This window comes from Bacteroides caccae, assembly GCF_002222615.2.
Classification (GTDB): Bacteria; Bacteroidota; Bacteroidia; order Bacteroidales; family Bacteroidaceae; genus Bacteroides; species Bacteroides caccae.
In genome coordinates this window covers 127,209-147,086 of sequence record NZ_CP022412.2, presented here as the reverse complement: position 1 = coordinate 147,086, position 19,878 = coordinate 127,209, and the positions used below count along the sequence as shown (strand labels likewise).

The following is a 19,878-nucleotide window of genomic DNA, read 5'->3' as shown; positions in this document are numbered from 1 at the left end:
AGCGAAGCGAGTTGTTTTAAAATTAAACTACTTAAATTATAACATGAAATTACTTTATTTGTCGGAACATCATTCCTGTTTTAATTATGGAATTAAAATTGACAGTGGTTTTACCCAATACAGATTGGCTGCGCAAGAATCCGGACAGATTGATAATAGTTGTTGTTTTTGTATTTTATTTCTTTTGAAAGGAGAACTATCCGTTAATATAGGCAGGGAGCATAATATACATCTTTTAGAGCATAATATGCTGCTTATACCGCAGCATGAAGAAAATAGGGTTGAAGGTATTGTGTCGGCAGAATGTCTGTTGTTGTTTTGGAATAAGCAGATAACGGCTTGTGACAAAATGTATTTTGAATCAATCTCACATGTAAAAATGGAGAACGGTAATAATTGTATTTTACCAATCCGAAAGCCTCTGTTACATATTTTGAGGCAGTTACTTTTTTATCTGGATACAGGATTGCTATGTAGGCATATGCATATCCTTAAGCAGCAGGAAATCATTCTTGCATTGAGGGGGTTTTATACTAAATCAGAACTTGCTGCTTTCTTTTCTAGAACGACTGGAGTAGGACGGCAGTTCGAGGATTTTGTACTGGATAATTATAAGAATGTGAAAACCGTGAAAGAATTTGCAAGTTTGTGTTGTGTTTCGGAACGCTCTTTTAATCGTAAGTTTCAAGAGAGTTTTAGTCAGAGTCCTTACCGATGGATGCAGGAGCGGAGGGCTGAACTGGTTCGTGAGAAAATTTGTGATCCGGATATTGCTTTCCGGGAAATAGCTATGGACTTTGGGTTTAGCTCTCCTGCACATCTGACTTGTTATTGTAAAAAGTTATTTGGTGCAACTCCAACTGAACTGAGAAATAATTATAATAAGGGAAATGAAACTTAGACTGTAATGTGTTCATAGCTCTTGTCTTTTAGGGATCTTATTAGAAAGATCTCCGTGTGTATAAAGATAGGAAATACTTCTCGTAATTTCTTGGTATAAGACTTCCTTTGTTTTTTTAACTCTCGGTTTTATTGATCCCAAATTATTAAAGAACGGAGAAGCACCCGTGTGTATGAGAATCACTGTAAACGGTTGTATGGTAGATATTTCTATCAAAAGAAGCTGTCCCGTAAACCTATGGAATCAGGCAAAAGAGAATTCAAAAGGTAAAGACCGTATGTCGGTGGAACTGAACCACTACTTAGAAATTACACGTTCGCACGTACACCAAATTTATAGAGAACTGGAAACTTCCGGCAAGATTATCACTGTTGATCTTGTGAGAAAACTATTTTATGGCGTGGATGAAGATAACAAAACGCTATTGCAGGTATTCAGGGAGCATAACGAACAAAGCCGTAAGCTGATCGGCAAAGACTTCGTTAGTAAGACCGTTCAACGGTATGAAACCACTACCCGATATTTGGAGGAATTCATTAAGAAAGAATATCAGCTATCAGATATTGCCCTGAATAATTTGGAAGCCAATTTTATTTCTAAGTTCGATGCTTTCTTGAAGATTGAAAAAGGTTGTGCGCAAAATTCAGCTATCACCCGATTAAAGAACTTGAAAAAGATAATTCGCATTGCTTTAGAAAACGACTGGATAAAGAAAGATCCGTTTGCCTACTACCGCTTTAAACTGGAAGAAACCGATCCTGAATTTCTGACGATGGACGAGATTAAGATCATTATTGGCAAAGAGTTCACTATTAAGCGAGTAGAACAGGTACGGGACGTTTTTGTCTTTTGCATTTTTACATTTGTTGCACTAACTAATGTATGCTTGATTATCAATAAATTGCAAACCAATAATAAAGGTATAGGTAATGGTTTAGAAACCACCTATCTTCATCATTTTGCATGATTCCCAATCATTTCAAATAGCTCAATGCGAAGATAATATTATTTTAAGAATTAACCAAATTCTGATAATCAAAATCATACAAATCCGGTGAATTGCGGGCTATGGTTGCTCAAATTTATACTTCAATCCATATTCTTCCAGTTTATTATAGAGTGTTGTCCTGCCTATTCCAAGCAGTTCGGCGGCGACCTTCCGGTTCCCGTCAGCCTGCTTCAAAGCACGTATAATCCGCTCTTTATCTTCCTCATCGTTGCGTAGGGAAAAGCCGGTAACAGAGGTTGTTCTATTTATCCCAAGTTCCAGATGCTCTTTTGTGACAAATCCCGTCTGTGCCTGCAACACTGCGCCCATGATTTTCTGCCGAAGCTCACGGACGTTGCCCGGCCATGAATGGGTCAGCAACGCTTTCCGTGTTTCGGAACTGAAACCGCTAACCTTGCATTCCAATTCCTTATTGGCAATCTCACGGAAGAACTCCGCCAGCGGCATAATGTCCTCCTGACAGTCACGTAAGGGCAGAACGGTTATTTCAAAGTCATGTAGGCGGTATAACAAATCCTGCCGGAAACGCTTTTCATTGACCGCCTTTTCCAGATTCTCGTTGGTGGCGGCGATGATACGGATGTTGAAACTCTTATCCGCTCTGTCACCTATCGGGCGGTATCGCCGCTCCTGTATGGCGCGAAGTAGCATCTGTTGTGTTTCCGGTGCGAGGTTGCCTACCTCATCCAAGAACAGCGTGCCGCCTTCGGCTTCATGGAAATATCCTTTCTTGGCACTGTCCGCACCGGTGAATGCGCCTTTGACATGTCCGAAGAATGCCGATGGTGCAAGCTCTTTGGTGAGTGAACCGCAGTCCACAGCCACGAACGGCTTGCCGGAACGTTTGCTTTTATCATGCAGATGGTGGGCGATATGCTCTTTGCCCGTGCCGTTCTCTCCGGATATCAGCACACTCATGTCGGTTGGGGCTACCAGCCTTATCCGGTGCATGATTTTCTGAAAGGCGGAACCGTCACGTGCAAAGACGGGCATACGGCTTCGCCCGATATTCCGCTCTTTTAGTATGGTGTGGAGCAGAGGCACGAGTTTGTCCTCCACAAGCTGCTTGGGTATGTAGTCCAGCGAGCCGAGTTTCATGCTTTCAACCGCCGTATGCACTTCGGCATAGTCAGTCATGATGATGAACGGCTGCGTCATGCCTTCCTTGCGCATCCAACGCAACAGGTCGATACCGTTGCCGTCGGGCAGACGCAAATCAGAAACTACTATATCATTGTCAGAGGCTTGTTGCAGAAGTTTCTTCGCTGTCGAGAGGTGGAAAGCCTGCACGGTACGGAATCCCTCCCGCGCCAGCAGGTTGCAGACAAACTCGCAATACACGATATTATCTTCCACCACGATGATTTTTGTTTTATCCATTGTTGTATTTTCTCCTTTCTTCTTTTGCCAGCCGAATAATCTCCGAACCTTTATCCTGCACAACTGTCAATATGTTATGTATCGCCTCCCAATCGGGTGTATCCTTACAATGAAGCAGTTTATAAAGTTCCCTTAACGGCTGGTCTGCACGTAATATCTCCCACGAGCTGCGCAAGTGGTGTATAAGGGCATCCAATTCTTGAAGGTCTTTCCGTCGTTCCGCATCCCTGATTGCCTGCATTTCCTTTTTGGTTTCCGTTATCAGCTTATCCAACACGACGGATTCATTGCCGTAGGACAGCAGGGAGGTAAAATCCGGCTTTTCGTCCGATTTGCCTTTAATGGCGCATTTGTCGGAAACTTCTATCAGCTCCGATATGGAGAACGGCTTGAATAGGCATTCGGCAAATCCACGTCCTATAAGTTCTTCTTTGCTACAACTGCCTGAAGCGGTTGTCACGACTACCGGGATGTTCCTTGAATTGCCCACGTTGGAAGCGCGCAACAGTTCCAGCAGCTCGAAGCCGTTTGTCTCCGGCATATTCAGGTCAGTAAGCAACAGACTGTATTCCTTTTCCCTTATCATTTCCACCAACTCCGCAGCATCGGTGCAGGTATCGCAGTGTACTCCTTCATGGGCATACATTTCTTTTAGCATCAGGAGCAGAACTTCGTCATTATCTATGGCAATTACATCATGATATGCTTCATTGTGACGAACGTAATTTGAATTGAACTGTTCCGGCAGTTCCTCGACAGTCTGCATGGGTATTTCCACCGTGAAACGGCTGCCTTTGCCTTTCTCGCTGTCCAGCCGTATTGTGCCACCAAGCATTGCCACGATACGCTCCACGATAGACAATCCCAGACCAAAACCGTCTTTTGCTACTGCGTTTGACAGACGTTCAAACGCACCGAACACACGTTGCTGTTCCTCTTCGGTCATGCCTGTCCCTGTATCTTCGACGATAAGTGTCAGCATCCCGTTAGCGTAATCTGTCGTCAGAGAAACGCCGCCGTTCTCCGTGAACTTGATGGCGTTTGACAGCAGGTTGTTGCCGATTTGCAGGATACGTTCCTTATCGGTCAAGACAACAGCATCAGTATGGTTCGTCACAGTAAGAGCAAGTCCCTTGTTTATGGCAATTGGCGTAAACTCCGTTTCAAGAATGTGCGTGATTGCCGAAATACGGCAAGGAGAGAAATTGGGCTGCTCCTTGCCGTTGTCCAGACGGAAGAAACTCAGCAGAGTATTAAGCATTTCACGCATACGGTCGGAGGATTGCTGAATATTTTGGATATAACCCCCGATTTTATCCGTATTGTAATCTTTCCGCATCAGTCCGGCATAACCGGTTATTGCCGTTAGCGGTGTACGTAATTCATGGATAATGGTATGCACGGCTTTCTTGCGGGAAGCTATCAGTGCCTCGGTCTGTTCAACAGACTGTTTCAACTGTTCTATTAAATCCGCAGTTTCTCGCTTGTATCGTTTGATACGGGTGATATTTCGGTGGATAATTATGTAAGAGATTATCAATAACATGACAACGAATCCTGTCAATCCACCTATCTGAATAAAAGACCTTTCACGCATGGCGGCTATTTCCGCTTCCCGTTTCTGTAAGTCTGCTTGAACTTTCTCGTCTATTTGAACTACCAGTCCTTGCAGTTGTCTGTTGAGTTCCGCATTTCGTGCAGCAAGACTATCGGCGTGTTCTGACAAACGGCGGCTTTGTGCCTGTTGTTCAGCTATCATATTCCGATTAAGGGAACGGAGCATCGTAGTAGTCGCAGTTGGTTTCGCTTCCTCTTTTTTACCGAAGATGCCCAAGAATCCTTTTCGTTTAGGTTTCTTGGGCTGTTCTTGCACACTTTTCTGCGCGATTACGGGTATTTGACGAGTTATCTTATCGTTGATGGCTTGTTGCTGTTCAAGTACCTGTACGATTTGACGCATTTGTCGTTCCTTATCTTTGAGAAGATGGCGCACACTGTCGATACGCTCTGCCGGATAGGTAGCTTTGAACCGACAAAGCATACTGTCCATTGTCATACGCCGAGCATGGTAAAGTCCTAAATCTTCATCATCCCATTCCAATATCGTTTCACCTAATAAAGAAAACTCTATCAAATGAATATGAATATTGTTTACCTCTTTTCGAAATTCATCGATCTCTCGGTTTTTGGCTTCCAGTCCCTCCATGTCTCGCCATTCGCCAAGCCATGTGTACATGATGCCGCCTACCAGCAAAGCTATTAGTAGATAGCCTATGGAAGTCAGCATACGGAAGTGTCTTGTTTCAGCGTTATGTCGATTCATGCGTTATTGCCATTGATTATTGATAATACAGCCCGTAGGTCTTTATAGGCTTACGGGCTGTATGGTCTTTGAAGCTCAGTCTAATAAAGATGCTATATCAAATTGGATTATAGAACATCCTCAATAGACAATTCAAAATTTCTTTCCGATATCATATATCTTTTGTAGATGTTCGGTATTTGAAATAGCCCCCTTCTCATTGACACTATTTACAAGATAATGGCCTCTGTTTTTCCATCCCCTATCTTGCGCAATGAGTTCAAAGGAACGCACTATACCGTCAAATACATGTGGGTCTTCCAACTCTCCACACGAAAGAAGCATACATTCCTTAATAGGCACATCTTTTTTACCTATGATGAAAGAATAAAACTTGTCTATGGCAGCTTTTATCTGGGTAGGAAACGAGTACCAATAAAGAGGGGTACAGAATATGATGACATCACTTTCTGCCATCAAAGATGCCAGTTCATTGAAATCATCATTAAAAATACAGGCTTTATTCTCCTTGCTAAAACAATTATCGCAAGCTCTGCATCCTTGAATATGTTTATGCGCAGTATTAAACTGCACAACACTGTTGCCCGCTTCGGATGCTCCTTTCGCAAAAGCGTCCGCCATAAGGTCGCTGTTACCTCCCCGTCGTGGGCTGCCGGTTAAAATCAAAATTCGTTTGCTCATATCCTTTACATTTATTCACCCATACGGAAATCTCCTACGTTGTCATGACTAAGAGTTATATCTTCGATGATGCTTGTGCATCCACCATGTTGCGGACACTGGCTGCTGATGCCGAGATATATTTGATCGGGATATTCATTACGATACAGACGCACCATATGCCACTCTTTTTTGTCTAATGAATAGTAGCTGGCGATAGTGTGAGTATCAGAAGATATTTTCATATAGACTGATTTTGCGTCTATCTTATCATGGTTATTGTCATCCGATGTACCTTGTGTTCGTACCGTTACGATGCGGTGGTTGCCATATTCGTCCTGCTCAAAGGCAAGTTTCTGCCAAAGTGTATCGTTGACATACACAAAAAGATCGGCGGCATTGTAAAGTCCATCAGAGGTAAACTCAGGGGTTACTTTAGCTGTCAGCGTGAATGGCTTTGTATTATCGGTCGGAATCAGTAACACAGGCAGTGTATTGTTGGACAGCTTACCCTCGTTAGGATCACAGAAGAAGTCAAGTCCTCCGGGACAGTTGAATTCCAATCCTCCGTCTGCAAGTATGGTTACACATGTATCTGCGCCATTGATGGATTTGGTAAAAGTGACATCTCCCACTTTTATCTCACAGTCTGTGATTTGGCTTGTTTCAGCCACTTTACCGGTCAAATCCGGTTCACTTGTTTTGGACTCTTTGTGCTGCTGACATGCAGCTAAAGAGAGGCATCCAACAAGAAATGCTCCATATAAAACGGTTCTTTTCATCTTTGAATCATTTATTATTCGTAATTTTGTGGCAAAATTAGGACTATTGGCGCAATCCCGCAATGGTGAAAATTAACCAATTCACTATGGAACAGGAACATCAACTAAAATCACTTCTGACTGAGCAGCAGTTTGAAGATGCTGAAAATAAGGAATTTATGCTTGCTCAAGCAAGAGCGTGCGCAAATGGTTATGCTCTTGCAACAGAAGGTATAGCAGTTGTGTCAGATTTTCAAAACAACGAATGTCATATATATTCTGGCAGATTCGGTCAAACTATAATGGACTTCCCGGAATATATGGTTGACCATACATCTGCCTTTGAAAATACCGTTTTCAGCCACGCGAATGAAGAAGAGCTTATTCAACGTCATATACTCGAACTTCGTTTCTTCAACTTTATAAAAGAACTTCCCATAAATGAAAAGACAAATTTCTCGGCTTCGTGTATCATCAGTTTCTATCGGACAGGGAGTAATGAGACAATAAAAATATTACATACAACGAGATATTTTAGTTGTAGCAACGGTGGAAGTGTCATTCTCGGTCTATGCACTTATTCTCCATACTTTGGTTCTCATAACAAACAAGACAGTATTATTGTAAATCTCGTGACAGGAGAAACCGTTAGACGAAACGTGTACGAAGCATGCGACCGAAAAATCCTTAGTCGGCGACAACTTGAAATACTATCACTAATAGCGAAAGGGGTGCCCAGTAAACAGATTGCAGACAACCTAAATATTTCCGTTTATACCGTTAATCGCCATCGTCAGGATATTTTAGCTTCATTAAAAGTCGCTAATACTGCGGCTGCTGTAGAAATCGCATTAAGAATGAATCTTATTTAATGAGCCCTCTTGCTTTATGATTGGTTAAAAATCAGTGTTGTACCAGTTATTATTGGTTCGTAATTTTGCGGGCATATAAAAGCGAAAAAGATGAATCAATTTGCTGGTAAATTAGAATTGGAAGCAGGCATAACAGTTCTGCAAAATGAATGTGAACGTATTTTTAGTTCTGTGCCAATTCATTTTGGTAAAGGCGTTTCTCTTACACACGGAGCTTCTATTTATTGCACAGGAGTTGGTGATGACATCTATATCGGAGATAATAATATCATAGGAGGAGAACTTATTTTGTTTCCGGGAGCAAGAATAGGCAATCGTTGTGTTTTTGGTACAGGAACTATAATTGTCGCGGGTAGCTTTAGTGTTGGTAATGGTTGTGTCATGTCACATGGATGTACCATAACCCAAGATGTTCCTGATAATTCGTTGGTAGTAGGCCGTAGAGGATTGATATTCAACAAATAATAGTTAATTCCTATTGCTATTGATGCGAAAATTGGTTAGAAATCAGTATTGTGCACATCTTTTGTTCTATCTAACTTTGCAACCGCAAATAAATCACAAGGAAATTGCAATTTAATAATAATCAAATCAATATCATAATGAAAAAATTAGTATTTATCGCAATCATTGCAAGTCTTGCAATGGCTGGATGCACCCAGAAAGAACCAGAGAAAAAAGCGGGAAATTCTGACAAGAAAGCTACAACAGAAAACGTTGAACTCGCCACATGCGACATCAATGTAGGAGGAATTCGTTTTACAAAGTCGAAAAACGGCGGAGAGAATGGCATCACACTTCTTGGCGACACGCTCAAATTTGTGGCCGGTCCTCAAACTGATTATTTCCGTTCCCCGGATGGAAGCGTAGTCAATAACTCTGCGGTCATCTTCACAGAGGTTGACAACACCAAACCTTTCACTTTCACGGCTAAAGTGCAGCCTGAATTCACTGAAACCGGAACTTATTCGGCAGGGGTGATATATGCTTATGAAAACGACACACATTGTCAAAAACTATGTTTCGAGCAGGATGAGTATGGCGATCACCGAGTGGTGTCAGTTCGCACATTAGGCACCTCTGATGACAATAACCATCAGGCAATCACGGCTCCATACGTTTATATGAGATTATCCTCCGATGGCACAACCCTTGGTAGCTATTTCTCAGAAGATGGTAAAATATGGCGTATGGCCCGACTCTATAAGAATGACTTTCCTGAAAAATTGCTTATAGGCATCAGTTCACAGAGTCCTAAGGATAATGAACACACCTGCCTATTCACCGAAGTATCTCTGACAGATAAACCTGTCGCTGACTTTAGAAAGGGTAATATAGCAGAATAATAAAACAATCGAATCATTTTCAAAGGCGCACACATATTCAAAATGTGCGCTTTTCTTATACCTTTAAACGATGAGTAAACATCCAATTATCGCAAATCGCACCGCTTTTCTCGTCATAGGTTGTCTTGAGGCTGCATGGGCACCTCTTGTACCGTATGTTAAACGTGCATTTAGTTTGGACGAAGCTTCCTTAGGACTTCTGATGCTTTGTACCGGGTTGGGTTCAATAATAGCACTTCCTTTATCAAGTTGGCTATGTGTGAGATTTGGCGCAAAACGAGTAGTTTATTTCTCCGGATTTTTAATGGCTTTTTCTCTATTGACGATAAGCCTATTGGCTAACTTCACCCTGACGGCTATAATGTTATTGGTATTCGGCGGTTGTACTATCACCATCGATGTTGCTGCTAATGTGAATGGTGTTGCAGTTGAAGGTCAGACAGGAAAACATCTGATGTCAGGATTTCATGGGGGTTATTCACTTGGTACGCTCATCGGTGCCGGTGTGATGAGTTCTCTTTTCGCATTCGGAATAATCCCTATGTGGTCGGTCGTAATATTTATGATATTGGTATTGGCTGCGATGATGGCCGGATGCCGTGACCTTCTATCCTCAAAGGTACTTAAAAGCAACGACCATCCGAAACAGGATGTGAATAAGAAATTTTATATTCCACCTATGGTGATAGTGGTCGGTTTGTTATGTTTTATCATGTATGCGTCGGAAGGTGCTGTAATGGGGTGGTCAGCAATTTTTGTTAGTCAAGAGCGTGGCATTGACATGTCCGTGGCCGGATTTTTCTATACCGCTTTTGCCATAGCAATGACTATTATGAGACTTTGCGGCGACAAGATCGTCGATCGATTTGGACGAAGGACTGTGATTAGCGGAGGGGCATTACTTATTTCCGCTGGTTTCCTGATTGTGGTATCAATTGATAGTGCGATCGCTTCTGTAGCTGGTTTTGCTATGGTCGGTTGTGGTGCGGCCAATGTAGTTCCTCAATTAGTATCTTTTGCGGCCCACATAAAAGGGATGGCAGTACACAACATCATTAGTTTTATTAATGCTCTTGGATATTCCGGTATACTTCTTGGTCCGGTTATAATCGGATTCATAGGAAAACGCTACGGTTTGCATGTGTCATTTATAGGTATTGCCGTGTTTGCTTTGATTGTTGCTATAATTTCATCTATAATATTAAGAAGCAAACAGATTACACTGCAAGTAGATTTGCAAAACGAAAGAGAAACTTGTTCGCTGTAATTCTGCAAAATAAGAAATCAGTGTGCAACGTATAAAAAAATTGCATTGCTTTTTTGTGTAACTACTCAGGTATCTAAATGTGCCCAAATGCTTGATTATCAACAGTAGCAAACTTGTTGATTTACTATATTTCGATGAAAATCGGGCATTACGCAAGATTGACCTCGTGCAATAGAGTTGATACTCAACGACTTTGCATAGCTGAGCAGTTACTTTTTTTGTTCTATTTTGTTAAATTTGTCTGTACCAACTTCTATCAGCCAATATCCAAAAGCGATAAGGATTATTTGTTATTGTGGGCAGTAACGAAAACAATGACGTTACTGCCCACAATAAAAGTTATATTTTTATCCCTTTCGGACGGTTATCATCCTTGATCTGAAAACCCGGTCGTCCGATGATGACATGGTCGGCAATGAAATTGCCTGACGGACTACGCTCATTCACCGGACTGCGAATCTGCGGAACATCTTCGGTGTGTTGTGGTGGCACGTTCCGTACATCTCCCGCATCCGGCTTGACCTCCTGTCCATCCTTTTCTTTTTCGGCAATTTCGGGCGTAGGCGGCGCAAGTTCCAGCTGTATCTTGCGGTCGAGCGCGGCAAGTTCTGACTTCAACTGTTTCAGTTCATCCTCCTTGTGACACAAACACCGTAGGTTTACAAGGCTTCCCGACTTTGGAGGGCAAGCCCAGCCCCCTGCAGGGGCAAGTGCTTTTCGTGGCTGCTCAAAACGTTTTGAGCGGCTGAAAAGACATCTTGCTGTGTTCATGTGAACACTAAAATCCGTCTGTGACGGATTGGGCAGATATCATTCAAATTCAGGGCGGAACCACCTGATTTAATCGAACAATGATTCAAAAGATGAAAGATCTGAATACATGAAAACCGAGAAATTCAAATACTTGCCAAAAGGATTTATCGAATAGCTGCCAAACCGGATATTGAAGAAAATAAACCAATGCTTGTCCGACAATTTGGTGATACATTGATTCAATGATTTCATGATGTAATGTTGTCACTCTCCAAACAACCAAAACTTTGTTTCACCACACAACTATATAGAGAACTATTAAATAATCGGATTATGAAATAGCCAGCCTTTCCGTTGGATTAGCATTCATGCGAAAAGAGCCGTTTCTGTATGATGTCCACGGACAATGGCTGCCGTATCAGCGCAATACGCTGCCACTTTCAGAGAAGCCATTGTCGGATAACGTATTATGTGTTCCTTTGGGGTAAAAAGAACAATAACATCAAAAGAAAAGTATATGGAAATCGTATCAATCGAAAGAAAGACTTTTGAGGCGATGGTCACCACGTTCGACCGTTTCGTCAGCCGCATGGATGCAATCTGCCGGCGGCATGGAGAAAAGACAATGAGCGAGTGGATGGACAATCAGGACGTGTGCCGGATGCTCAATATCAGTCCCCGCACGTTACAGACCCTGCGGAATAACGGCACGCTGGCTTACTCGCAGATAAACCACAAGACGTATTACCGTCCAGAAGATGTGCAACGTATAGTCTCCGTTGTGGAGGACAGGCGAAAAGAAGCAAAATTCAAAGGCAGGACTATTTAATCATTAAGTATAGTAATCACACTAAATCCAATGTTTATGAATGAACTGATTAACAAGGACAGCGAGTGGATAATCCACTTCATGGGCAGTCTTGACCGTCTGCTTGACGGCTTCGAGCATCTGACCGCCAATTACCGCCCGACATTGGGCGGTGAACGTTTCTTCACCGACAAGGAGGTGTCGGCACGGCTGAAAGTGAGCCGCCGGACACTTCAGGACTACCGGAACGAAGGGCGCATAGCCTATATCCAGTTGGGCGGTAAAATCCTCTACCGTGAATCCGACATCGAAAGGATGCTTGCTGACGGCTACCGCTCTGCCTATCGGCTGACAGGTACATGATTTTCTTGAAGGAGCGCAGTTTGCCGGATGCCCTATAATTGCGGAGCAATGGACTTCCGACAAAAGAAAAAAGGAACGGCTTACGGATGAAGCACCAATATCCTGCTTCGTCTGTAAGCCGTTCCTCTATATTCTCTGATTTTCCGTCAGTCGCTTGTTTCCGTTGCCGGATGCCTTTTTAAGCGTGTGGCAGGCAGTGGCAAGGTTTTCGGGCTGAATACGCTCAAACAGGTTTGAGGAAGATTCTGCCCGAAACGGCTCGGCCGCCCGACCTTGCCAATGCCTTCAAAGCCATACGCTACCTTTGCATCCGTGCATCGGGAACGAGCGGCTGGCGGAATAGGCTTCAACTATACCATAGGTTTTGCCTCTGCCATAGGAAACAAACAACGTAACAGATGTTTCTTTCTTGGTCAAATTCATTTTGCTCATTACAAACCGCCTGAACAAAAGACTTCCTCTACTGCATACCCTGAATGCAACGGCTATGACCATTTCAAGGTTGTAAACGTCATAATTGATACCGTCCGGTTTTCTGATATATCGCATTGTATCGGTTTCATTCAGTTCCTTGTTCTTGTAGATGGCATGAATCGCCTTGCGGACATCACATGAGAACACTCCGAACAGGTCGGCAATCTCGAACTTGGACATCCATACGGGTACGGTTGGTATAATAATCGTACCTGTTTCACTGATTGTTATTATTCCTCTATCCATAGTCACTTCATTTTAGTTCTATCACTTGATTCACATTTCTTTTTCCAACCGCTGTAATTTCCACATTTGAACACTCTCGACGGCATACCGTCATCGGGCAACGCATATTTGCCCTTGGTATTCTCAGACAGGGTTTCCAAATCCCTGCTCACTTTGTGGTTGGTTATTTCGGCATATATCTGGGTGGTGCGTATGGAATAATGCCCCATCATCTTACTGATGGTCTCTATCGGAACACCGTTGCTCAGGCAGATAAGGGTCGCGAAACTGTGCCTCGCCTGATAGAATGTCAAATGGCATCCCAGATTGCACTGTTCGGCTATGATTTTAAGGCTGCGGCACAGATTGCAGGTCTGCGGAACGTAAAACAATCTTCCGTCCTTACCTTCCCCTTTGTATTTTTCGATAATGCGAAGGGGTATGTCAAGAAGTTTGATATGGCACTCCGCCTTGGTCTTCTGCCGTGCAATGTGAATCCATTTGGAACCGTCTTCTTTCGTGATGATATTGTCTTCTGTCAGGTTTGCCAGATCAGCCCTGCCGATGCCCGTGAACACCGAAAAGACAAACAGGTCACGGGTATGGCATAAGCGGTAAGTCGGCAGTCGGGCATTGAGCAGCTTTTCAAACTGTTCCCTGTTCAGGTGGCGGTGGTTTACCGGCACTTTCTCAATCTTATGTCCGGCAAACGGGTCACGTTTCAATATATGTTTCTTCAACGCCAGCCGGGTCATCTTGTGCAGCAGGATAAGATAGTCATTGTAGGCAGAAACCTTCAACTGCAATACGGTCGAGAAATAGAATGTGAAGTCGGTCATGAACTTCATCGTCAGCGAGCGTAACGGAATATCCTCCAAATCATACTTGAATTTCAAAAAGTTGGATATATGCTTGCGAGTGGTAAGATAACGGACGTAGGAATGCCTTGTCCGGTCAATGCCCACACGTTTGGCATATTCCTCGTTATGCTCGTCAAACAAGGAAAGCAGCGTTTCCTTGACGTCTGATTTTCCCGTGACGGCATTCTTGATGATTTCAGCCGAGACGAAGCCGTAAGAATCCACGTTCTTTTTGTAAGCGGACTTCGCTTTTTCCTCCAATGCCTCCAACAATGAGTTCAGCCTGTTCAACTCGTTTCTTTTTTCGCCGGTGATGTTTCCGGTCTTGCGTCCGTCCGCGAATGCCTTTCCCTTCTTTGCATCCCATAAGTCAGGTTCAATTTCCAGTCCGGTGGAATACTGGCTCACCTTCCCGTCAAGGGTGACATGTCCCATAACCGGGCATCTGCCGTTTTTCTTTACTTTCTGACGGTTGATGTAGAACAACAGTTTGAATGTGCTTCGCATGGCTTACCCTTCCATTATTTTGGTTATATACTCCCTTTGCTTCATACTCGGATTGACTCTCCGTTGGCTGTAATCTTTCAGAATCGGTGACGGGGCGGTGTCAATGTCCGACAAGGAGAACCTGCCGCTGATAATACCATTCAGGCAATCCACGTCCCTATCAATTTTATCCTGCGTGACTTTCGCATACCGCTGTGTGGTAGTGATATGCCGATGCCCCATGATTTTGCTGACGGTTTCTATCGGAATTCCCTGTGACAAACAAATTATACTTCCGAAGGTATGCCGGGCCTGATGGAATGAGATCGGACGGTTGATGCCGCACATCACGGACATCTTTTTCAGATGCCTGTTCATGCTCTCTTTGGTCAGCATCGGAAGCAGTTTTCCGTTGCTGTCCATACCCTTGTACTTTTCGACGATTTTCAACGGTATCTCCATCAGCCGCACACATTCGGGTGTGCCTGTCTTTTGCCTTTCCGTGTGAATCCATAGGCTTCCGTCATCCGCCCTCACCAGATTGGCGGCTGTCAGACTCCTCATGTCACAATAGCAGATACCCGTCCAGCACGAGAACAGGAACATGTCCCTCGTGAAATTACGGTTGGGAGTGTCATAGGTAGTGTTCGCAAACCTGTCAAGCTCGTCTTCCGTCAGGTACATCTGTTTGAAAACAGGTTTCTGCGGGGCATAGCCTTTGAACGGGCTGAAAGGGATGATGCCACGGAACACGGCAAGCATCATCACGCTTTTCAGGCGGTTGATATGTCCGAGGATGGTTCTGGGCATGAAACGCCTTGTCGTGCGCATATACATATCAAACGCTTCGATAAAGTTTTCATCCAGCTGCTTGACAGGCATATCCGACACATGGTATCTCTCTTTCAGGAACTCACCGAGTATCCGGCAGGTGTTCCGGTACTGGTAGAACGTGCTTGCCGCCCTGTTCACCCCTACACGCAGGGCATAGTCGCTGTTATGCTCCGCATAGAGCTTCATGATGGTATCCTGTGTTTCAGCCTGACCTTGAAACACGTTTCTGACTTCCTCTGCTGTCACGACATCCTGCATGTCGGAAAGCTCGTTGAACCGCTTTTGCAACAATAGCAGTACCCGTTCAATCTCCCTGTTTGCCATTGTCGCCACCTTGCTTTTGCCCGTGCAGCGTTGGGCTGTGGCGTTCCACAACCGCACATTGATTTTGAACTTGCACGCAAATTGTGCGATGGAATTGGCCTTTCCCTTGATGGATATTCTGCCCATGAGTGGAGAAAAGCCGTCCTTGTCCTGTCCGTTGCGCTTGATGTAGAGCAGCACTTTCATTTCTGTTTTCATGCGTTACTTTTTTGATTGCAATTTTACTCATACTTCGCCAGTCGAATGATATGAGAATCAGGCAGAACGGCGCAATCAAAACCGGACGGGCTAAATCTGCCGGAAATGAGGACGTTTCCCGGATGGGAAGTCATCCTTTCTAACTGTTTAACCCTTGATTGACTGCATCTGAATGAAATGAAAACAGGTAATGACTTGGTAGCTGAACAGGTTCGTTATTCCACCTGTCTTTGCTGTTTACCCAACTGTGCAAACCAAAGCAATTTTGCTGTTTTACAACGCATTGACGTTTGTTTGCTATATTCCTCTATTGGTTGCATTGATAGTTTTCTATCTATTCACTGGCTTGGCATTCAGCGATGTGAAAGACTTATCACCTGAACACTTGGTAAAAGATAATAAAGGGGAACTTTGGATAAGGAAGAACCGCCAAAAGACCAAAATCATGTGTAACATTCCTGTGCTACCTGTGGCAGCTTCTATACTTGAAAAGTATAAAAATGTGGCAGAATGTACCGGAAAGCTATTGCCAGTATTGAGCAATCAACGTATGAACAGTTATTTGAAAGAGATTGCCGATGTATGCGGGTTACAGAAAAATCTGTGCACACATTCAGCCAGACATTCCTATGCCACAAGCATTTGCCTTGCGAATGGCGTGAGCATGGAGAATGTTGCTAAGATGTTAGGTCATGCAGATACAAGCGTAACCAAACACTATGCACGGGTACTGGATCAGAATATTTTCAAGGATATGCAAAAGGTAAATAGCTGTCTGTCGGAATTGGCTATATAATAAAGGTAGTAGCTAATATTGAAAAAGGATTGGGAAGAATGAATTTCATTTTCTCAATCCTTTTCTTTTAAAGTAAGTTTTCCAGAACTCAATATGAAGCATTGACAAAGGTAAGTTCCGTATTTAGTCCGTTCAAGTCCGAGCCTTCGGTTTAGATGAAAATCTTCCTCTCATTACATTTCGAGCGTATTTTCATCTAAAGACTTACACAGACTAAATACTTCACTGGAAAAGTCAATGATTCAAATTAAATTCCGAAAAACAATGTTTTCGGGGCTGGCAATGAGGTAAGCAACTTCCACTTGATTAAAGTTTAAACGAGTTTCTCGTACAGTTTGAACCAATCCAGCCCGTAGTTGCCAAAGCCTAAATCTACGGTATCAATGTATTCAAAACCGCATTTCTCATAGAGGGAGATTGCCGGAAGATTATTTTCATACACATCCAAACGGATGGATTTTATACCTGATTGTTGAGCCAGTTCAAACGAATAATCCATCAAAACACGACCGATACCCATTTTTAAGAATGAGGGATGCACCACAAAAGTACGTATCACAAAAATACGACTGTAGTCAGCTTCTATTTTCCACCTTACATTATTATAGGCTTCATCGGGATGATGGTCTAAGATAATAGAGCCAGCTATCTTTCCATCATGCCTGACAACAAAAAGAGTATTATTTTCTATGCCAGCAACTGCATCTTCACGGATAGGATAAATGCCTTTTATCCATCCGGGATAATTGGTGGTAGCTGATAGATAATCATTCAGATCATCATATAACTTTTCTAATTCGTCAATATCGGCAGTCGTACCGGATTCTATTACAAACTTCATAATTTCAACTGTTTTGGGATGCAAAGGTATAATTTCCACCTTAATAAAAGAGGTTTCATTTTAAGATAGTGGAAATCATACTCTTTTAGATAGTTATTCTTTCCAGCTTTCAAAGTAGTGCTTTTGGAGCAGCTTATCAATATCGCTTTGGCGATAGATGATTTTACCTTTTATTTGGATAAAGGGGATTAGTCCTGTATCTCGCCACTCTTGCAAGGTTCGCAAACTGACATTCAGTTTCTTGGAAACCTCATTATTAGAAAGAAAGCGTTCCCCGTTCAGGTGGGGCTTGTAATGCTTGACTATAGATTCAATGCCGTTCAGCATCGAATCAAGCGAAGAAATAAATTCTTTGACTTGTGGAGTATCTTTATTTATTAGTTCCATGATTGAAAGATTGTTTTATTGAAATATTGATTTCAAGATGGCTAGATGGCTGGCTAGTTGCGCAGATAGTCACCCAACGATGAAATGCTAAGTACATCTTTTGTTGAATCATAATCTACATAGAGCCGTTTGGATGCAGTGGCAATAAAATACTGGCTACCATCTTGCTGTATCTCATAAGTAGCGGGCGAAGCCTGTTTAGTGGTTTCCGATACATATATAATAGAAAGAAGGTACTCTTTATCGCTCCGATAAATGATTATCGTAGGATTCAGATTAACGCTTTCCCATGTGCCGACAATAGAAAACAGGTTGAAGGACGGGTAATCTTCTTTAGTTCTTTTCATAAGGCATGGTTTGTTTGGGTGATTGACTTTGTGTTTCACTGTCCGCAATAATTCTTTCAATATCGGAAGACTTATAATAAATCTTGCTCCCGATTTGAGAATAAGCCAGCTGTCCACTGCTTCGGTAATATTGCAGTGTTCGTTTGCTAAAACCTAACAACAGGCACACTTCTTGACTATCCAGCCAGTTTTCTACTTTCTGGGTATGAGTGCTGCACAAACTTTCTATTCGTTTGGCAAACTCGGTGAACCGTTCGCAGACATACGAAAAGGTTCTCTTTTCAATGGTTACTACTTCCATACTTTTAATTTTAAATGGTTTATAAAACGTGTTGATTCTATTTTCATCGGCAAATGAAAGAAAAATCAAGAGCCGTTTTCAAAACTGTCTGAAAGTGGTATATCCTGTCTATCTCTGGCTCAATTCATTTGGAATATACTCATAGGATATTCTTTTTTTGAACGCATTTACATAGAAAGTCAAATGGAGATAGAGATACGAAAAGATTTATCGCTTATCTTTGCCGCATGACTACCAATAAGATAACTCCCGAAGAATTATGGGCAAGACAGCAGATCAGCCCGCTGGATGTGGACTATGATTTGTGGTATGAACGCAGAGCATCTATACAGACATTCTCACAAATGAGCCAAAGTTGTATCTTTACGGTAGATGTTTTCAAAGAGCGATACGATTTTGCATCCGATAATTTTGCTACTATCTTCGGATATAACCCTACATGGATAAAGACGATTCGGAAGCAGGGGGATTTATTGGAGGAACGGATTCACTCGGACGACCGGGCGCAACTCATCGAACACCAGATTGAACACGGGCAGTTCATCTATTCACTTCCGCAAGAACAACGAAATGATTATCAGCAGATATTCCAGATTCGTATGTTGAATGCCCGGCAGGAATATGTGAATGTAATCAGTCGCCACCAAGTGATTCAGAAAGACAAGAACGGAAAGGCATGGATGATTATGGGAGTGATGGATATTGCGCCTGACCAAACACCTATGGAGCGAATCAAGCGGACAGTTATTAATCGGAAAACGGGTGAGATACTTGCATTGGCAGTTGTTCCGGCAGACCAACAATTAACCAAGCGGGAAAAGGAAATACTCTTATTAATCCGACAGGGCTTTTTGAGCAAGGAGATTGCATCTAAACTGAACCTTAGTATTTACACGGTGAACAATCACCGCAAGAATATATTGGCAAAACTGAATGTCGATAATGTGATCGAAGCCATCAACCGGGCAGAAAGTTTCGGTATTCTCTATTAACTAAGCACTGGCGTTTTATCTTAATGTACATCATTATTCAATCACTTCAATATAAAAACTAACAGGACGAAAACCATCGTTACACGAAATCATTGCTGAGTGCGGATTTTTCATCCAGCCATCATAGAAGTTACCGCCTCCATTGGCTAATTCCGTAACAAAATAGCTCATTGAACCCCATGCGCTTTCACACAGTTCTTCCGGTTTCTGCCCATCAACTGAAATAAAGGTCGTACCTTGTTCAATATCACAAGTGTGTTCAATCGGATTTTCGTACATAGCCGACAAATCACTATGCTGCACCCTTCTTATAGCTGTTATTCTAATCTTTTTCATTTTCAATATTTGTCACATACGATATATGCAAGGT

The 19,878-nt window shown here is 42.8% G+C and carries 20 protein-coding genes and 4 pseudogenes; 10 read left to right on the top strand and 14 right to left on the bottom strand.

Features of this window, described 5'->3' with window-relative positions; translation table 11 throughout:
- The first annotated feature begins 43 nt into the window (after positions 1–43).
- Together CGC64_RS00675 and CGC64_RS00670 are read left to right on the top strand one after the other, a co-directional pair.
- Positions 44–901, top strand: coding sequence for a helix-turn-helix transcriptional regulator (locus CGC64_RS00675; RefSeq protein ID WP_005678294.1), 858 nt, complete (start codon positions 44–46; stop codon positions 899–901).
- A gap of 172 nt (positions 902–1,073) precedes the next feature.
- Positions 1,074–1,823: pseudogene (locus CGC64_RS00670) on the top strand (phage integrase SAM-like domain and Arm DNA-binding domain-containing protein); the annotation flags it as partial.
- A gap of 144 nt (positions 1,824–1,967) precedes the next feature.
- Here CGC64_RS00670 and CGC64_RS00665 read toward each other — a convergent pair.
- The 4 genes from CGC64_RS00665 to CGC64_RS00650 form a co-directional block, all read right to left on the bottom strand.
- Positions 1,968–3,290, bottom strand: coding sequence for a sigma-54-dependent transcriptional regulator (locus CGC64_RS00665; protein WP_005678297.1), 1,323 nt, complete (start codon positions 3,288–3,290; stop codon positions 1,968–1,970).
- Positions 3,283–5,613: a hybrid sensor histidine kinase/response regulator gene (locus CGC64_RS00660; RefSeq protein WP_032855246.1), complete on the bottom strand. Its 2,331-nt coding sequence runs from the start codon at positions 5,611–5,613 to the stop codon at positions 3,283–3,285. The genes CGC64_RS00665 and CGC64_RS00660 overlap by 8 nt, the downstream gene beginning before the upstream one ends.
- Positions 5,614–5,745: 132 nt before the next feature.
- A complete protein-coding gene (locus tag CGC64_RS00655) occupies positions 5,746–6,294 on the bottom strand; it encodes a flavodoxin family protein (protein ID WP_005678299.1) in 549 nt (182 codons plus the stop codon).
- An 11-nt stretch (positions 6,295–6,305) separates the two neighbouring features.
- Complete coding sequence (locus CGC64_RS00650; RefSeq protein ID WP_005678300.1) at positions 6,306–7,055, bottom strand: DUF1349 domain-containing protein; 750 nt, start codon at positions 7,053–7,055, stop codon at positions 6,306–6,308.
- Between the two features lie 86 nt (positions 7,056–7,141).
- Between CGC64_RS00650 and CGC64_RS00645 the strand changes: the two genes are divergently transcribed.
- The 4 genes from CGC64_RS00645 to CGC64_RS00630 all read left to right on the top strand — a co-directional run bounded on the left by CGC64_RS00645 (position 7,142) and on the right by CGC64_RS00630 (position 10,519).
- Complete coding sequence (locus CGC64_RS00645; RefSeq protein WP_032855315.1) at positions 7,142–7,906, top strand: response regulator transcription factor; 765 nt, start codon at positions 7,142–7,144, stop codon at positions 7,904–7,906.
- 90 nt (positions 7,907–7,996) lie between these two features.
- On the top strand, positions 7,997–8,371 hold the full coding sequence (locus CGC64_RS00640) for an acyltransferase (RefSeq protein WP_005678303.1): 375 nt from the start codon (positions 7,997–7,999) through the stop codon (positions 8,369–8,371).
- 137 nt (positions 8,372–8,508) lie between these two features.
- Positions 8,509–9,252, top strand: coding sequence for a DUF1349 domain-containing protein (locus CGC64_RS00635; protein WP_005678305.1), 744 nt, complete (start codon positions 8,509–8,511; stop codon positions 9,250–9,252).
- A gap of 70 nt (positions 9,253–9,322) precedes the next feature.
- Positions 9,323–10,519, top strand: coding sequence for an MFS transporter (locus CGC64_RS00630; protein WP_005678306.1), 1,197 nt, complete (start codon positions 9,323–9,325; stop codon positions 10,517–10,519).
- A gap of 339 nt (positions 10,520–10,858) precedes the next feature.
- Here CGC64_RS00630 and CGC64_RS19030 read toward each other — a convergent pair.
- Positions 10,859–11,158, bottom strand: a pseudogene (locus CGC64_RS19030) (hypothetical protein); the annotation flags it as partial.
- A gap of 631 nt (positions 11,159–11,789) precedes the next feature.
- On the opposite strand from CGC64_RS19030, the gene CGC64_RS00620 reads away from it, so the two are divergent.
- Together CGC64_RS00620 and CGC64_RS00615 are read left to right on the top strand one after the other, a co-directional pair.
- Positions 11,790–12,101, top strand: a complete 312-nt coding sequence (locus tag CGC64_RS00620) for a helix-turn-helix domain-containing protein (protein WP_032855605.1) — start codon at positions 11,790–11,792, stop codon at positions 12,099–12,101.
- 36 nt (positions 12,102–12,137) lie between these two features.
- Entirely contained in the window at positions 12,138–12,443 is a 306-nt protein-coding gene (locus CGC64_RS00615) for a helix-turn-helix domain-containing protein (RefSeq protein ID WP_005679684.1), read from the top strand.
- Positions 12,444–12,589: 146 nt separating this feature from the next.
- Here the strand turns inward: CGC64_RS00615 and CGC64_RS00610 are convergent, their stop codons facing one another.
- The 4 genes and pseudogenes from CGC64_RS00610 to CGC64_RS00595 form a co-directional block, all read right to left on the bottom strand.
- Positions 12,590–12,793, bottom strand: coding sequence for a hypothetical protein (locus CGC64_RS00610; protein ID WP_081027243.1), 204 nt, complete (start codon positions 12,791–12,793; stop codon positions 12,590–12,592).
- Positions 12,790–13,163, bottom strand: a pseudogene (locus CGC64_RS00605) (hypothetical protein). The gene CGC64_RS00610 and the pseudogene CGC64_RS00605 overlap by 4 nt, the downstream one beginning before the upstream one ends.
- Positions 13,164–13,165: 2 nt before the next feature.
- Complete coding sequence (locus tag CGC64_RS00600) at positions 13,166–14,509, bottom strand: site-specific integrase (protein ID WP_005679687.1); 1,344 nt, start codon at positions 14,507–14,509, stop codon at positions 13,166–13,168.
- Positions 14,510–14,512: 3 nt separating this feature from the next.
- Complete coding sequence (locus CGC64_RS00595) at positions 14,513–15,844, bottom strand: site-specific integrase (protein ID WP_005679688.1); 1,332 nt, start codon at positions 15,842–15,844, stop codon at positions 14,513–14,515.
- A gap of 328 nt (positions 15,845–16,172) precedes the next feature.
- Between CGC64_RS00595 and CGC64_RS00590 the strand changes: the two are divergent.
- Positions 16,173–16,640, top strand: a pseudogene (locus CGC64_RS00590) (site-specific integrase); the annotation flags it as partial.
- A gap of 313 nt (positions 16,641–16,953) precedes the next feature.
- Here the strand turns inward: CGC64_RS00590 and CGC64_RS00585 are convergent.
- The 4 genes from CGC64_RS00585 to CGC64_RS00570 form a co-directional block, all read right to left on the bottom strand.
- Positions 16,954–17,481: a GNAT family N-acetyltransferase gene (locus CGC64_RS00585; protein WP_005679691.1), complete on the bottom strand. Its 528-nt coding sequence runs from the start codon at positions 17,479–17,481 to the stop codon at positions 16,954–16,956.
- 93 nt (positions 17,482–17,574) lie between these two features.
- The gene (locus CGC64_RS00580) at positions 17,575–17,868 is read right to left on the bottom strand and encodes a helix-turn-helix domain-containing protein (RefSeq protein WP_004293696.1); all 294 of its coding nucleotides are present in this window, start codon (positions 17,866–17,868) and stop codon (positions 17,575–17,577) included.
- Between the two features lie 53 nt (positions 17,869–17,921).
- Positions 17,922–18,215 carry a DUF3876 domain-containing protein gene (locus CGC64_RS00575; RefSeq protein ID WP_005679692.1) on the bottom strand — a complete coding sequence of 98 codons (294 nt, stop codon included), beginning with the start codon at positions 18,213–18,215 and terminating at the stop codon, positions 17,922–17,924.
- On the bottom strand, positions 18,202–18,516 hold the full coding sequence (locus tag CGC64_RS00570; protein WP_005679693.1) for a helix-turn-helix domain-containing protein: 315 nt from the start codon (positions 18,514–18,516) through the stop codon (positions 18,202–18,204). The genes CGC64_RS00575 and CGC64_RS00570 overlap by 14 nt, the downstream gene beginning before the upstream one ends.
- A gap of 227 nt (positions 18,517–18,743) precedes the next feature.
- Between CGC64_RS00570 and CGC64_RS00565 the strand changes: the two genes are divergently transcribed.
- Positions 18,744–19,508 carry a LuxR C-terminal-related transcriptional regulator gene (locus CGC64_RS00565; RefSeq protein WP_005679694.1) on the top strand — a complete coding sequence of 255 codons (765 nt, stop codon included), beginning with the start codon at positions 18,744–18,746 and terminating at the stop codon, positions 19,506–19,508.
- Between the two features lie 33 nt (positions 19,509–19,541).
- Here the strand turns inward: CGC64_RS00565 and CGC64_RS00560 are convergent, their stop codons facing one another.
- The gene (locus tag CGC64_RS00560) at positions 19,542–19,844 is read right to left on the bottom strand and encodes a TIGR04076 family protein (protein WP_005679695.1); all 303 of its coding nucleotides are present in this window, start codon (positions 19,842–19,844) and stop codon (positions 19,542–19,544) included.
- Positions 19,845–19,878 lie beyond the last annotated feature (34 nt).